The sequence below is a fragment of the Micromonospora endolithica genome (genome assembly GCF_003626595.1).
Taxonomy (GTDB): domain Bacteria; phylum Actinomycetota; class Actinomycetes; order Mycobacteriales; family Micromonosporaceae; genus Micromonospora; species Micromonospora endolithica.
Genome location: NZ_RBAK01000008.1, coordinates 152,131 through 166,768 on the forward strand (window position 1 = coordinate 152,131; position 14,638 = coordinate 166,768).

Here is a 14,638-nt window from a genome sequence, read left to right on the forward strand (position 1 = left end):
GTACAAGCGCGTGGGGCGCGCCCCGCTCCAGGTCCCGCGGGTTGGGGTGTGAGGAAGGGGCCCTTCCTATACACGAGGCGTTAATAGGGGGCCCTTCCTTTCAGCGGACGCTGCGGGCGAACTGGCGGGCGGCCCAGAACACGCCGGCGGCGGCGAGGACCGCGATGATGGCCAGCCCCTGCCAGACCTTGTCGTCGCCGAGGTCGCCGGCGAAGAGGGCGCGGGTGCCGTCGACCGCCCAGGAGAACGGGTTCCAGTTGGCGACGCCCTGCAACCAGCCCGGCGCGAAGGTCAGCGGGAGCAGGATGCCGGAGAGCAGCAGCACCGGCTGGGCGACGGTGTTCATCAGCGGGGCGAGGGCGTCCTCGCTCTTGACCTTGAGCGCGACCCCGTACGAGACGGCCGAGGTCATCAGCGCGATGAGCGCGAGCAGCAGGTACGCCAGCAGCAGGTCGCCGATGAACACCCGCAGGTCGAACAGGAGCGCGAGCAGGGTGATGATGACCGCCTGCACGAGCAGCGAGACCACGTCCCGCAGCGAGCGGCCGAGCAGCAGGGCGAGCCGGCTGATCGGGGTGACCCGGGACCGTTCGATGACCCCGGCCCGGAGTTCGGCGATCAGGCCGAAGCCCTGGAACAGGCCGCCGAAGATGGCCAGCAGGACCAGCAGGCCGGGCACGAAGATCTTGTAGGCCTCGGCCTGGGTGGGCGCGTTCAGGGCGGGCTTGAGCAGGGGGGCGAAGAGAAGCAGGTACATCACCGGCTGGAAGATGCCGACGAAGACCCAGACCGGGTTGCGCAGGAGCAGCTGGAGTTGCCGTTCGAAGATCAGCCAGGTGTCGCGGGCAAGTTTCACGATGTCGCTCCGGGGTGTCTCAGGACTCGCGCAGCGAGCGGCCGGTCTTGGTCAGGAAGACGTCGTCGAGGCTGGGACGGTGCAGCTCGATCGAGGTGAGTTCGAGGCCGGCGTGGTCGATCCGGCGCAGGATCTGCGGGATGGCGGTGGCGCCCTCGTCGACGTAGAGGCGAACGCCCCCCTCGTCGGCGGTCTCCAGCTTGTTGACGTACGGCTCGCTGTCGAGCAGCTCGGCGGCGCGCGGGGTGGTCGCCACGTCCAACCCGACCAGGACCACGTCGCCGGAGATCTCCCGCTTGAGGTCGGTGGGCGTGCCCTCGGCGACCACCTCGCCGTTGTCCATGATCGCGATCCGGTCGCAGAGGGCGTCGGCCTCGTCCAGGTAGTGCGTGGTGATGAAGACGGTCATGCCGTCCGCGCGCAGCCGCCGGATCTCGTCCCACATGTGCGCGCGGCTCTGCGGGTCGAGGCCGGTGGTGGGCTCGTCGAGGAACACGATCCGGGGCTCGTGGATGATGCCGAGCGCGATCTCCACCCGCCGGCGCTGGCCGCCGGAGTAGGTCTTGCACTTGCGGTCGGCGTAATCGCTGAGCTGGAAGGCGTCCAGCGAGCGGGTGGCGCGGCGGTTCGCCTCGGCCCGGCCGATGCCGTACATCCGGGCCTGGAGGACCAGCTCCTCGCGGGCGGTCGACTCGTCCCAGGTGCTGCCGCCCTGGGCGACGTAGCCGATCCGGCGGCGCACCTCGGCCGGGTCCTTGAGCAGGTCCGCCCCGGCGACCGTGGCCTCGCCGCCGTCCGGCTCGATGAGGGTGGCCAGCATCCGCAGGGTGGTGGTCTTGCCGGCGCCGTTGGGGCCGAGGAAGCCGAAGATCTCCCCCTCGGTCACCGTGAGGTCGACCCCGCGTACGGCGTCGACCGTTTTCGTCTCCCGACCGGCTCGGGAGCGGAACGACTTCCGCAGCCCTCTGGTCTCGATCATCTCTGACTCCTGCTCCCCCGGGGCCGACGACGGCCGGCCGTGCTCTCCGTGCGCGGAGGGACACCCCACCCGTCGCACCGGCGAAGACTAACGCGATATAGCTTTTATGGTCAACGTTGATTATTCGAGAGTGGACCCGCGCTCCGGCAGGCGCTCCTCCCACGCCGTCCAGCCCTGCGCCTTGTCCAACCCCTCCGGCAGATAGGGCAACCCCTCGTCGATCCGCCCCGCGATGCGCTCGCACCAGGCGATCTCCACCTCGGCACGATCCGTCCACAGCTCGAACATCCAGGCCACGTGCACCGGCTTGGTGGTACGCAGCCAATCCGAGTTCAACGAGCTACGCATCCACTCGACACCGGCACGGAGCTGGTTGGCCCGGTTGCGCAGGGCCGCCGACGCCTCGTCCCGGGGCAGCGCGGGAAGGAAGGAGAACGCCGCCGCGAACGGGTCCTGCGGCTCGTGCAACCGCCACCACAGGCCCCGCAGCAACGTCTCGAACTCGTCCTCGCCCTTCGCGGTGATCTCGTACGTGGTGCGGGCCGGGCGGGCACCGACCTGCTCGGTCGCCACCTCGCGGAGCAACCCCTCCTGGGTCAGCTTGCGCAGGGCGTGGTAGATCGAGCCCGGCTGCACGTTGGCCCACCTGTCAGCGTTCCAACTGAGCAGTTCGCGGCGTACGTCGTAGCCGTGCACCGGCTGCATCCAGCGGACCAGACCCAGGATCATCATTCGCGTGGCGGACATCCGACAAGCGTATTAGACAAGTTTGACTAGAGCGGCGTTCGGCAGTGCCACATCCCACACTGAGCGATCGTTAGGGGCATCAGGTCGGCCGATACACTCCCGGTCAACGACCTCCCGGGAGGAGCCACCAAGGTGCGCAAGGTACTCATCGCCAACCGCGGCGAGATCGCCGTCCGCGTCATCCGCGCCTGCCGCGACGCCGGCCTGGGCAGCGTCGCCGTCTATGCGGACTCCGACCGGGACGCCCTGCACGCGACGCTGGCCGACGAGGCGTACGCGCTGGGCGGCGACACCGCGGCGGAGAGCTACCTGCGCATCGACAAGCTGATCGACGTGGCCACGCGGGCCGGCGCCGACGCGGTCCACCCCGGCTACGGCTTCCTGTCGGAGAACGCCGACTTCGCCCAGGCGGTCCTCGACGCCGGGCTGACCTGGATCGGCCCCACCCCGCAGGCCATCCGGGACCTCGGCGACAAGGTCACCGCCCGGCACATCGCCCAGCGCGCGGGCGCGCCGCTGGTCCCCGGCACCCCCGACCCGGTGGCCGACGCCGACGAGGTGATCGCCTTCGCCGCCGACCACGGCCTGCCGGTCGCCATCAAGGCGGCCTTCGGCGGCGGCGGCCGCGGCCTCAAGGTGGCCCGCACCCTGGAGGAGATCCCGCACCTGTTCGAGTCGGCCACCCGGGAGGCGGTCGCCGCGTTCGGCCGGGGTGAGTGCTTCGTCGAGCGTTACCTGGACAAGCCCCGGCACGTCGAGGCGCAGGTCCTCGCCGACCAGCACGGCAACGTGGTGGTCATGGGCACCCGGGACTGCTCACTGCAACGCCGGCACCAGAAGCTTGTCGAGGAGGCCCCCGCGCCGTTCCTCACCGAGGCGCAGCGCACCCAGATCCACGAGTCCGCCAAGGCGATCTGCCGGGAGGCCGGCTACCACGGCGCCGGCACGGTGGAATACCTGGTCGGCGCGGACGGCACCATCTCCTTCCTGGAGGTCAACACCCGCCTCCAGGTGGAGCACCCGGTGACCGAGGAGACCGCCGGCGTCGACCTGGTCCGCGAGCAGTTCCGGATCGCCGACGGCGAGAAGCTGCGCTTCGACGGCGACCCCACGCCGCGTGGGCACTCGATCGAGTTCCGGATCAACGGCGAGGACCCGGGCCGCAACTTCCTGCCCGCCCCCGGCACCGTCACCGCGCTACGCCTGCCCACCGGCCCGGGTGTCCGGGTGGACACCGGCATCTCGGCCGGCGACGTGATCGGCGGCAACTTCGACTCACTGCTGGCCAAGGTGATCATCACCGGCGAGACGCGTACCGAGGCGATCGAGCGGGCCCGCCGCGCCCTCGACGAGATGGTGGTCGAGGGGATGGCCACCGCGCTGCCGTTCCACCGGCTGGTGGTCCGGGACGAGGCGTTCACCGCCGAGCCGTTCACCGTGCACACCCGCTGGATCGAGACCGAGTTCGACAACACCGTACCGGCCTTCACCGCCCCCGCCGGCACGGCCGAGGGCCCGGCCGAGCGCGAGACCGTCGTGGTCGAGGTCGGCGGCAAGCGGCTGGAGGTGACGCTGCCCGCCGGTCTCGGCGCGGGTACGGCCGCCGCCACCTCCGCCGCGAAGAAGCCCGGTCGCCGGGGCGGCTCCGCGAAGGCCGGCGGCGCGGTCAGCGGTGACGCGCTCGCCTCGCCCATGCAGGGCACGATCGTCAAGATCGCCGTCGCCGACGGGGACACCGTCGCCGAGGGCGACCTGGTGGTGGTCCTGGAGGCGATGAAGATGGAGCAGCCGCTGCACGCCCACAAGGCCGGCACCGTCAGCGGCCTCGCCGCCGAGGTCGGCGCGGTCATCACCGCCGGCGCCGCCATCTGCACCATCGCCTGAGGTGTAAGGAAGGGCCCCTTGTTAACGCCTCGTGCATAGGAAGGGCCCCTTCCTAACGCTTCAGCGCGGGGCGACGCGGGGCGACGCGCTTCAGCGCGGGGCGGCGCGGTTCAGCGCGGGGCGACGCGGTTCAGCGCGGGGCGGTGGCGGCCTCAACGCAGGGCGGTGGCCGCCTCGGCGCGTACCGCGGCGGTCAGCGCGCCCAGCACGGTCGAGTCGAGCCGCCAGTGCTGCCAGTACAGGGGCACGTCGACGTACCGGCCCGGGGCCAGGTCGACGCACGTGCCGTCGGCCAGGTCGGCGGCGGCGAGCTGCTCGGGCACCAGGCTCCAACCGATCCCACGGCGGACCGCCTCGCCGAACGCCGGCACCGACGGCAGGTGGTGCACCGGCGGGTCCAGGTCCCGACCGGTCACCGCGCGCAGGAAGCGGTGCTGCACGCGGTCCTTTCGGTGCGGCGGCCAGGGCCGGATTGGTCAGCCCGTCGGGGAACCATCGTCCGACCCGGTCGGACGCGGCCAACGCGCGGTAGCGCATCGCGCCGAGCGGCACCACGCGGCAGCCCTGCACCGCCTCCCGCTGCGCGGTCACCGCCGCCATGACCGTGCCGTCGCGCAGCAGGTCCGCGGTGTGGTCCTGGTCGTCCTGGCGTACGTCGAAACGGACCGCCAGGTCGTCGGGCACCCGGGCCAGGGCGGCGACGAACCAGGTGGCCAGGGAGTCGGCGTTCACCACCAGGGCCAGCCGGGTGCCGACCCGGTGACCGGTGAGCGCGCCCCGCGCGTCGGCCAGCGCCTCCCGTTCCAGCAGCGCCAGTTGCCCGGCGAGGCGGAGCAGCGGCCGGCCCGCCTCGGTGGCCCGACACGGCCGGGTACGCCGGACCAGCACCTGCCCGACGGCCTCCTCCAGGGCGCGGATCCGCTGGCTGACCGCTGACGGGGTGACGTGCAGTGCCCGGGCCGCCGCGTCGAAGCTGCCCTCGGCCACGACGGCGGTCAGCGTCCGCAGGTGCGTCGAATCGAGCCCTTCCATCAGCTCAGCTTACGGAACATCAGAAACATGAACTGGACTGGTCTCACGGCCGCGCCATAGCGTGCCGGGGTGTCCGAAACGCTGCCCTCCGTTCTCGCCGGGTTCTCCGTCTCCCTCGCACTGATCGTCGCCATCGGCGCGCAGAACGCCTTCGTGCTTCGCCAGGGGCTGCGCCGGGAGCACGTCGTACCCGTCGTGGTGGCGTGCGCCGCCTCCGACGCGCTGCTGATCGCCGCCGGGATCGCCGGCCTCGGCACCGTCGTGTCCGGGCGTCCGGCCCTGCTCACCGCCGTACGGGTGGGTGGGGCGGTCTTCCTGTTCGGCTACGCCCTCCTCGCGGCGCGGCGGGCGCTGCGGCCGGGCAGCCTCGCGCCGACCGACCGGCCGCCGGCAACCCTGCGGGCCACCGTGCTCGCCTGCCTCGCGTTCACCTACCTCAACCCGCACGTGTACCTGGACACGGTGCTCCTCCTCGGCGGCATCGCGCAGCAGCACGAGGACCGTTGGGCGTTCGGCGGGGGCGCGATGCTGGCCAGCGTCGTCTGGTTCAGCGCGCTGGGCGCCGGGGCGCACCGGCTCGCCCCGCTGCTGGCGCGTACCCAGGCCTGGCGGGTGTTGGACGGCGCCGTCGCCGTCGTGATGGCCGCGGTGGGCGCGGCCCTGCTGCTCGGGTGAGCGCGCGGAAGGTGTTTTCGGTGACCACCCGGCCGCGTGGGCGGCGGTCGGCAGGAATGATGGCCGGGTGCGGTTCCTACATGGCGCGGTCCCCGCGCACGACCTGACCTACAACGACGTCTTCATGGCCCCGGCCCGCTCGGAGGTGGGCTCACGGCTCGACGTCGACCTGGCCACCGACGACGGCACGGGCACCACCATCCCGCTGGTGGTGTCGAACATGACCGCGGTGGCCGGACGGCGGATGGCCGAGACGGTCGCCCGTCGGGGTGCCATCGCGGTGATCCCGCAGGACATCCCCATCGAGGTCGTGGCGAACGTCGTCGCCTGGGTCAAGCAGCGCCACCTGGTGCACGACACCGCCATCACGCTGGGCCCGACCGACACCGTCGGCGACGCCATCCACCTGCTGCCGAAGCGTTCCCACGGTGCGGTCGTGGTGGTGGACACCGCCGGTCGCCCGCTCGGCGTGGTGACCGAGGCGGACACCGTCGGCGTGGACCGGTTCGCCCAGCTCCGCCACGTGATGTCGACCGAGCTGCACACGGTGCCGGCCGACGCGGACCCGCGTACCGGCTTCGACCGGCTGTCCGCCGGACGACGACGGCTCGCGCCGGTGGTCGACGCCGACGGGCGGCTGGTCGGGGTGCTCACCCGGCAGGGCGCGCTGCGGGCCACCCTCTACAAGCCGGCGGTGGACGACGGGGGCCGGCTGCGGGTCGCGGCGGCCGTCGGCATCAACGGCGACGTGGCGGGCAAGGCCGCCGCGCTGCTCCAGGCCGGGGTGGACACCCTGGTCGTGGACACCGCGCACGGCCACCAGGAACGGATGATCTCCGCGCTGCGCACGGTCCGCAAGCTGGACCCGTCCGTCCCGGTCGCGGCCGGCAACGTCGTCACCGCCGAGGGGGTACGCGACCTCGTGGAGGCCGGCGCGGACATCATCAAGGTGGGCGTCGGACCGGGCGCGATGTGCACCACCCGGATGATGACCGGCGTCGGCCGGCCCCAGTTCTCCGCCGTCCTGGACTGCTCGGCCGCCGCCCGCGAGCTGGGTCGGCACGTCTGGGCCGACGGCGGTGTCCGGCATCCCCGGGACGTGGCGCTCGCCCTGGCCGCCGGGGCGTCCAACGTGATGATCGGTTCCTGGTTCGCCGGCACCTACGAGTCGCCGGGCGACCTCTACGCCGACGCGGACGGCCGGCGGTACAAGGAGAGTTTCGGGATGGCGTCGGCCCGGGCGGTCGGCGCGCGTACGGCCGAGGACAGCGCCTTCGACCGGGCCCGCAAGGCGATCTTCGAGGAGGGCATCTCCTCGGCCCGGATGTACCTCGACCCGAACCGACCCGGCGTGGAGGACCTGATCGACGAGATCGTCTCCGGAGTGCGCAGCGCCTTCACCTACGCGGGCGCGCGCAACCTGAACGAGTTCCACGAGCGGGTGCTGGTCGGGGTGCAGAGCACCGCCGGGTACACCGAGGGGATGCCGCTGCCGACGAGCTGGTGACCGGATCGCCGGGCTGACCCCGTCAGGCGAGGGCCCGGCACCGGGGCGACGGGTCACGCCTGGCGGAACAGGCGGTGGATGACGACGCGGGCGGCGGCGCGGGGATCGTCGCCGATCTCCTGGGGCAGCACGCCGGCCAGCCACAGGGTGGCGAAGCCGTGCACGATCGACCACGCCGCGAGGGCGTCGCCGTCGGGATCGTCGGCGGTCGGCCGCCGGTCGGGCAGACTCGCGACGCCGGCCCGCAGCGCGGCACCGGAACGTTCTCGGGCGGCCCGCAGGTCGGGGTCCTCGGGCCGGTGCAGGTCGGGGCGGAACATGACGTCGAAGTGCGCCCGGTGCTCCACGGCGAATCCCACGTAGGCCACGCCGAGTTCGAGCAGTCCCCCGTCGGCGGCGCGGAGCGCCTCGGCCAGCAGGTCGAAGCCCTCGGCCGCCACGGCGGTCAGCAGGCCGGCCTTGTCGCCGAAGTGGTGGGCGGGCGCGGCGTGCGAGACGCCGGCCCGGCGAGCGAGGTCGCGCAGGCTCAGCGTGGCCGGGCCGGCCTCCCCGATCCCATCCACCGCCGCCGCGAGCAGGGCACGCCGCAGGTCGCCGTGGTGGTAGCCGCGCGTTCCGGAGGACATGCCGACAACCCTAACTTGCCATTGACAAGATGCCGAGCCAGGATCCAATCTAGTCAGTGACTAGATTGGACGTCCGATGATCCCTCTGTACGCCCTGGTGGCCGGCACCGCGCTGGCCCGGCTGGCCGGCCTCGCCGGCGTCGGGTTCCTGGACGGCTGGCATCCCGCGCTCCGGGTGGGGCTGGCGCTGATGCTGCTGCTCACCGGCACCGCCCACTTCTCCGCCACCCGGCGGGCGGACCTCGTCGCGATGGTCCCGCCCGGGCTCCCCCGTCCGGCCCTGCTCGTCACGGTCACCGGGATCCTCGAACTGGCCGGCGCCGTGGCACTGCTCGTCCCGACGACCGCGCGCTGGGCCGCCGCCGGTCTGGCGCTGCTCATGCTGGCGATGTTCCCCGCGAACGTCTCGGCCGCCCGCCGGGGACTCATGCTCGGCGGACGCCCGGTCACCCCGCTCGGTACGCGGACGCTGCTCCAGATCGTGTTCGTCGGCACGGCCGCGGTAATTTCGTTTGGCCCCTGATGTTCTTGAGCTAACCTGTCTCGCGTGGATCTGGTCACTCTCGACGACGTGCCGCTCGGGCGGCTGCTGGTGGTCGCCGGGCACGTCACCTCGCAGCGGTGGAACCGCTTTCTGGCCGAGGAGCACGGGCTCACCCAGGCCGGCATGGTCGCCCTCCTGACGCTCGCCCAGCACGGCGCGCTGCCGCACCGGACGGTCGCCGAACGGTGCTTCGTCCGGCCCGCGACGCTCACCGGCATCATCGACACGCTGGAGCGCGACGGCCTGGTCCAGCGACAACGCGACGAGACCGACCGGCGGAGCGTACGGCTGGCGCTGACCGACGACGGCCACGCCCGGGCGGCGACGCTCACCGCCCTGCTGCGCGCCAGAGACCCGCTCACCCCGGTCGACGCCGACCCCGCCAAGGCGGCGGTGATCCGGGAGTTCCTGCTGGCCGTCATCGCCCGCGCGGACCAGCCCACTTCGATCCCCGAGGTGCCGACTTGCTGACCCGGATGCTGCGCACGTTCCTGCGCCCCTACCACCGGCTGCTGACGGCGGTCGTGCTGTTCCAGTTCGTCGGCACGATCGCCTCGCTCTACCTGCCCAGCCTCAACGCCGACATCATCGACCTCGGGGTGGCCCGGGGCGACACCGGCTACATCGTGCGGACCGGCGGGTGGATGCTCGCCGTGAGCGTGGTGCAGATCGTCTGTTCGGTCGCCGCCGTCTACCTGGGCGCCCGGACCGCCACCGGCTTCGGCCGCGACGTCCGGGCCCGGCTCTTCGCCCACGTCAACCGGTTCTCCGCCCGTGAGGTGGCCCGGTTCGGCGCGCCCTCGCTGATCACCCGCAACACCAACGACGTGCAGCAGGTGCAGATGCTCGTCCTGATGAGCTGCACCATGCTGGTCACCGCGCCGATCATGAGCGTCGGCGGGGTGGTGATGGCGCTGCGCGAGGACATCGGGCTGTCCTGGTTGATGGTGGTCAGCGTCCCGGTGCTCGCCGTCGCGCTGGGGCTGATCACCCGCCGGATGGTGCCGCAGTTCCGGCTCATGCAGACCCGGATCGACACCGTCAACCGGGTGCTGCGCGAGCAGATCACCGGCATCCGGGTGGTCCGGGCGTTCGTCCGGGAGCCGTACGAGACGGCGCGCTTCGACCGGGCCAACGCCGACCTCACCGCGACCGCCCTGGCGACCGGCCGGCTGATGGCCCTGATCTTCCCCGTGGTGATGCTGGTGCTGAACGTCTCCAGCGTGGCGGTGCTGTGGTTCGGCGCGCAGCGGGTGGACGCCGGGGCGATCCAGGTCGGCGCGCTCACCGCCTTCCTGCAATATCTGATGCAGATCCTGATGGCGGTCATGATGGCCACCTTCATGCTGATGATGGTGCCCCGCGCGGCGGTCTGCGCCGAGCGGATCACCGAGGTGCTGGACACCGACTCGTCGGTGGTGCCGCCCGCGCGTCCGGTCACCGAGGTGGACCAGCACGCCGAGGTGGAGTTGCGGGACGTGCGGTTCCAGTACCCGGGCGCGGCCGAGCCGGTGCTCCGGGACGTCTCCCTGCGGGTCCGCCCCGGCACCACCACGGCGATCGTCGGCAGCACCGGCGCGGGCAAGACCACCCTGCTGTCGCTGATCCCCCGGCTGGTCGACGTCACCGCCGGCGCCGTGCTGGTCGACGGCGTGGACGTCCGCGAGCTCGCGCCGGAGCAGCTCTGGCACCGCATCGGCCTGGTGCCGCAGAAGCCGTACCTGTTCACCGGGACGGTGGCGAGCAACCTGCGGTACGGCAACCCGGACGCCACCGACGCCGAGCTGTGGGCGGCACTGGAGATCGCCCAGGCCCGCGACTTCGTCGAGGCGATGCCGGAGCGGCTGGACGCGCCGATCGCGCAGGGCGGCACGAACGTCTCCGGCGGGCAGCGGCAACGCCTGGCCATCGCCCGGGCACTGGTCCGGCAACCCGAGATCTACCTCTTCGACGACTCGTTCTCCGCGCTCGACCTCGGCACCGACGCCCGGCTGCGGGCCGCGCTGCGGCCGGTCACCGTGGACGCGGCCGTGGTGATCGTGGCCCAGCGGGTCTCCACCATCGTCGACGCCGACCAGATCGTGGTGCTGGAGGACGGAGCCGTGGTCGGGGTGGGCCGACATGCCGACCTGCTTGACGACTGTCCCACGTACGCCGAGATCGTCGCCTCCCAGCAGACCGCCGGGGTGCCGGCGTGACCGGGCGGGGCGGGCCGGCCGCCGTACCCCAGCAGAAGCCGGCGGCCGACGCGCGGACGCCGAAGCGGCTGCCGCCCGGCGGCCAGCGCGGCGGCCCGCCGTGGATGGGCGCCGGGATGCCCGCCGAGCGGTCCATGACGTTCCTGCCGTCCGCGCGGCGGCTGCTCGGCCGGCTCCGGCCGCAGCGGGCCCGGCTCGCCGCGATCATCGCCCTGGCGGTGCTCAGCGTGGGCTTCACGGTGACCGGCCCCAAGATCCTCGGGTACGCCACCGACCTCATCTTCGCCGGTGTGCTCGGCCGGCAGTTGCCCGCCGGCACCACCACCGAGCAGGCCGTCGCGGCGGCCCGCGCGTCCGGCGACGACGGCTTCGCCGACCTGCTCGCCCGGATGGACGTGGTACCCGGGGTGGGCGTCGACTTCGGCGCGCTGGGTCGGGTGCTGCTGCTGGCGCTGGCGCTCTACCTGGGTGCGAGCGCCCTGATGTGGTGGCAGGGCTGGCTGCTCAACACCGTGGTGCAGCGGACCGTGTACCGGCTGCGCACCGACGTGGAGGCCAAGCTCAACCGGCTGCCGCTGCCCTACTTCGACCGGCAGCCCCGCGGTGAGCTGCTGAGCCGGGTCACCAACGACATCGACAACATCTCCACCAGCCTCCAGCAGACCCTCAGCCAGTTGCTGACCTCGCTGCTCACCGTCGTCGGCGTACTGGCCATGATGTTCTGGATCTCGCCGCTGCTGGCCCTGGTGGCGCTGGTGGCGGTGCCGCTGTCGGTCGTGGTCACCGGCCAGATCGCCAAGCGTTCGCAGAAGTTGTTCATCGCCCAGTGGACGCACACCGGGGAGCTGAACGGCCAGATCGAGGAGGCGTTCACCGGCCACGGGCTGGTCAAGGTCTTCGGCCGGCAGCACGAGGTGGAGGCCGCGTTCACCGCCAAGAACGACGAGCTGTACCAGGCCGGCTTCGGGGCGCAGTTCGTCTCCGGGCTGATCATGCCGGCGATGATGTTCATCGGGAACCTGAGCTACGTGGCCATCGCCGTGGTCGGTGGCCTGCGGGTCGCCTCCGGCACGATGAGCCTCGGTGACGTGCAGGCGTTCATCCAGTACTCGCGGCAGTTCACCCAGCCACTCACCCAGGTCGCCTCGATGGCGAACCTGCTCCAGTCCGGGGTGGCCTCCGCCGAACGGGTCTTCGCCGTGCTCGACGCGCAGGAGCAGAGCCCGGACCCGGAGCCGCCGGCCCGGGTGTCCGACCCGCGCGGCCGGGTGGAGTTCGCGAACGTCTCCTTCCGGTACGCCGAGGACGAGCCCCTGATCGAGGACCTGTCCCTGGTCGCCGAGCCGGGACACACGGTGGCGATCGTCGGGCCGACCGGGGCCGGGAAGACCACCCTGGTCAACCTGGTCATGCGCTTCTACGAGTTGGACGCCGGCCGGATCACGCTCGACGGGGTGGACGTCACCACGCTCACCCGGGACGACCTGCGCGGCCGGGTCGGCATGGTGCTCCAGGACACCTGGCTCTTCGGCGGGACCATCCGGGAGAACATCGCCTACGGCCGGCCGGACGCCACCGAGCAGGAGATCCTCGCCGCCGCCCGCGCCACCTTCGTGGACCGCTTCGTGCACAGCCTCCCGGACGGGTACGACACCGTGATCGACTCCGAGGGCAGCAACGTCAGCGCCGGCGAGAAGCAGCTCATCACGATCGCGCGGGCGTTCCTCGCCGAACCGTCGCTGCTCATCCTGGACGAGGCGACCAGCTCGGTGGACACCCGCACCGAGGTGCTGCTGCAACGCGCGATGGCGGCGCTGCGGTCGGACCGGACCAGCTTCGTCATCGCCCACCGGCTCTCCACCATCCGCGACGCCGACCTGATCCTGATGATGGAGAACGGCCGGATCGTCGAGCAGGGCACCCACGAGGACCTGCTCGCCGCCAAGGGCGCCTACCACCGCCTGCACCAGTCCCAGTTCACCGCCGCACCCGCCCCGACCTCGGCGTCGGTCTAGGGCAGCAGGGCATGGGAGCGGGCCGCCACCACACCACCGATCAACCCCAGGGCGTCCGGGACGGGACGGGGGTCCAGCACCCGGCCGTCGCGCAGGCGCAGGGACAGCTGGCCGGCGGCGGCCTCGCGGCGGCCCACCACGCCGACGTACGGCACGCGTCCGCGGGCGGCGTCGCGGATCCGGGCACCCAGCGACCCGGCCCGGTCCACCTCCACCCGCAGCCCGGCGGCCAGGGCCTCGGCGGCGACGGCGTCGGCCGCCCCGGCCTGCCCGTCGTCGACCGGGAGCAGCACCAGCTGCACCGGGGCGCACCAGGCCGGGAACGCGCCCTCGTGCACCTCGATCAGGTACGCGAAGAGCCGCTCCATGCTGCCCACCAGGCTCCGGTGCACCATCACCGGCCGCCGCCGGGCCCCGCCCGAGTCGGTGTACGACAGGTCGAACCGCTCGGGCTTGTCGAAGTCGAGCTGGACGGTGGAGATGGTCGACTCCCGTCCGGCCGCGTCCCGGATCTGGATGTCGATCTTCGGCCCGTAGAACGCCGCCTCACCCGGGGCCTCGGTGTACTCCACCCCGTCGAGCGCGGCGCGGAGCAGGGCCTCGGCCCGCGCCCACTGGGCGTCGTCGCCCACGTACCGCTCCCCCGGGGCGCGCAGCGACAGGCGGAACCCCGCCGGCCGTACGCCGAGTGCGGCGTGCGCCTGGCCGATGAGTCGCAGGATGTCGCGTACCTCCTCGCCGACCTGCTCCAGCGCGCAGAAGTTGTGCGAGTCGTTCAGCGAGATCGCCCGTACCCGGGCCAGCCCGCCGAGCACGCCGGAGCGCTCGGCGCGGTACATGCCGCCCAGCTCGGCGATCCGCAGCGGCAGGTCCCGGTAGGACCGGCCCCGGGCCCGGAAGACCAGGGCGTGGTGCGGGCAGAGCGCCGGCCGGAGCACGAACTCGTCGTCGGCGGAGAGCCGCATCGGCGGGAACATGTCGTCGGCGAAGTACCCGAGGTGGCCGGAGGTCTCGAACAGCTCCCGCTTGCCCAGCGGCGGGGTGACGACGTGCCGGTAGCCGGCCCGGCGCTCCAGGTCCCGGACGTACTCCTCGACGGCGTGCCGGGCGGCGGCGCCGGCCGGCAGCCACAGCGGCAGGCCCGCGCCGGCCAGCGGGTCGGAGTCGAACAGGTCGAGCTCGCGGCCCAGCCTGCGGTGGTCGATCATGTGGGGCTCCTTGATCAGGTACGACCCCGAAGCAACCGACGTCCGGAACAGCACGAGGCCCCGGGGCGGGTTGCCCGGGGCCTCGTCGACGGAAACGTCAGTGCGGCGCGCCGGGAGTTCCCGGCGTCGTCGTCCCTACCGCACTGCGCATGCCGCGACGGTATGCGCACCCACCCGGACCGCGCAGCCGGTTTTCCGCCGGCCGGGGTGGGCACGGGAGGCGCGGACCGGGCCGGCGACGACGCGCGGCGCCCGGCCGGGAGAGGTGCGGGCCGCCGGCACGGGACCTGCCGACGGCCCGCGGCGACCCACTCGTCGAGAACGGGGGACTCGACGGTAGCGGGGCCGCGCGCCGACAACGGTACGC

General features: G+C 72.6%; 12 protein-coding genes and 1 pseudogene. 7 read left to right on the forward strand and 6 right to left on the reverse strand.

All coding sequences use genetic code 11. The features are described 5' to 3' along the window. Positions 1–100 precede the first annotated feature (100 nt). From D7223_RS20635 to D7223_RS20645, 3 genes are all read right to left on the reverse strand, one after another. Positions 101–856, reverse strand: coding sequence for an ABC transporter permease (locus D7223_RS20635; RefSeq protein ID WP_120730050.1), 756 nt, complete (start codon positions 854–856; stop codon positions 101–103). 19 nt (positions 857–875) lie between these two features. Continuing rightward, the gene (locus D7223_RS20640; protein ID WP_120730051.1) at positions 876–1,835 is read right to left on the reverse strand and encodes an ATP-binding cassette domain-containing protein; all 960 of its coding nucleotides are present in this window, start codon (positions 1,833–1,835) and stop codon (positions 876–878) included. A 120-nt stretch (positions 1,836–1,955) separates the two neighbouring features. Then, on the reverse strand, positions 1,956–2,582 hold the full coding sequence (locus D7223_RS20645) for a PadR family transcriptional regulator (RefSeq protein ID WP_238162134.1): 627 nt from the start codon (positions 2,580–2,582) through the stop codon (positions 1,956–1,958). A 132-nt stretch (positions 2,583–2,714) separates the two neighbouring features. On the opposite strand from D7223_RS20645, the gene D7223_RS20650 reads away from it, so the two are divergent. After that, positions 2,715–4,466, forward strand: a complete 1,752-nt coding sequence (locus D7223_RS20650; RefSeq protein WP_120730053.1) for an acetyl/propionyl/methylcrotonyl-CoA carboxylase subunit alpha — start codon at positions 2,715–2,717, stop codon at positions 4,464–4,466. Positions 4,467–4,618: 152 nt separating this feature from the next. On the opposite strand, the pseudogene D7223_RS20655 reads toward D7223_RS20650, so the two are convergent. Beyond that, a pseudogene (locus D7223_RS20655) lies at positions 4,619–5,498 on the reverse strand (LysR family transcriptional regulator ArgP). 69 nt (positions 5,499–5,567) lie between these two features. Here D7223_RS20655 and D7223_RS20660 point away from each other — a divergent pair. Both D7223_RS20660 and D7223_RS20665 read left to right on the forward strand, forming a co-directional pair. Then, positions 5,568–6,173: a LysE/ArgO family amino acid transporter gene (locus D7223_RS20660; protein ID WP_238162135.1), complete on the forward strand. Its 606-nt coding sequence runs from the start codon at positions 5,568–5,570 to the stop codon at positions 6,171–6,173. 67 nt (positions 6,174–6,240) lie between these two features. After that, positions 6,241–7,680: a GuaB1 family IMP dehydrogenase-related protein gene (locus D7223_RS20665; RefSeq protein WP_120730054.1), complete on the forward strand. Its 1,440-nt coding sequence runs from the start codon at positions 6,241–6,243 to the stop codon at positions 7,678–7,680. Between the two features lie 53 nt (positions 7,681–7,733). Here D7223_RS20665 and D7223_RS20670 read toward each other — a convergent pair whose 3' ends face one another. Next, entirely contained in the window at positions 7,734–8,306 is a 573-nt protein-coding gene (locus D7223_RS20670) for a TetR/AcrR family transcriptional regulator (RefSeq protein WP_120730055.1), read from the reverse strand. Between the two features lie 76 nt (positions 8,307–8,382). Here D7223_RS20670 and D7223_RS20675 point away from each other — a divergent pair, with 76 nt between their 5' ends. From D7223_RS20675 to D7223_RS20690, 4 genes are all read left to right on the forward strand, one after another. Then, positions 8,383–8,829: a DoxX family protein gene (locus tag D7223_RS20675; protein WP_120730056.1), complete on the forward strand. Its 447-nt coding sequence runs from the start codon at positions 8,383–8,385 to the stop codon at positions 8,827–8,829. 24 nt (positions 8,830–8,853) lie between these two features. After that, positions 8,854–9,321: a MarR family winged helix-turn-helix transcriptional regulator gene (locus D7223_RS20680; protein ID WP_120730057.1), complete on the forward strand. Its 468-nt coding sequence runs from the start codon at positions 8,854–8,856 to the stop codon at positions 9,319–9,321. After that, positions 9,315–11,048, forward strand: coding sequence for an ABC transporter ATP-binding protein (locus D7223_RS20685; protein ID WP_120730058.1), 1,734 nt, complete (start codon positions 9,315–9,317; stop codon positions 11,046–11,048). The genes D7223_RS20680 and D7223_RS20685 overlap by 7 nt, the downstream gene beginning before the upstream one ends. A gap of 104 nt (positions 11,049–11,152) precedes the next feature. Beyond that, positions 11,153–13,063, forward strand: coding sequence for an ABC transporter ATP-binding protein (locus D7223_RS20690; RefSeq protein ID WP_420330334.1), 1,911 nt, complete (start codon positions 11,153–11,155; stop codon positions 13,061–13,063). On the opposite strand, the gene thrS is transcribed toward D7223_RS20690, so the two are convergent. Further along, positions 13,060–14,271 carry a threonine--tRNA ligase gene (gene thrS, locus D7223_RS20695; protein ID WP_120730060.1) on the reverse strand — a complete coding sequence of 404 codons (1,212 nt, stop codon included), beginning with the start codon at positions 14,269–14,271 and terminating at the stop codon, positions 13,060–13,062. The genes D7223_RS20690 and thrS overlap by 4 nt on opposite strands. Positions 14,272–14,638 lie beyond the last annotated feature (367 nt).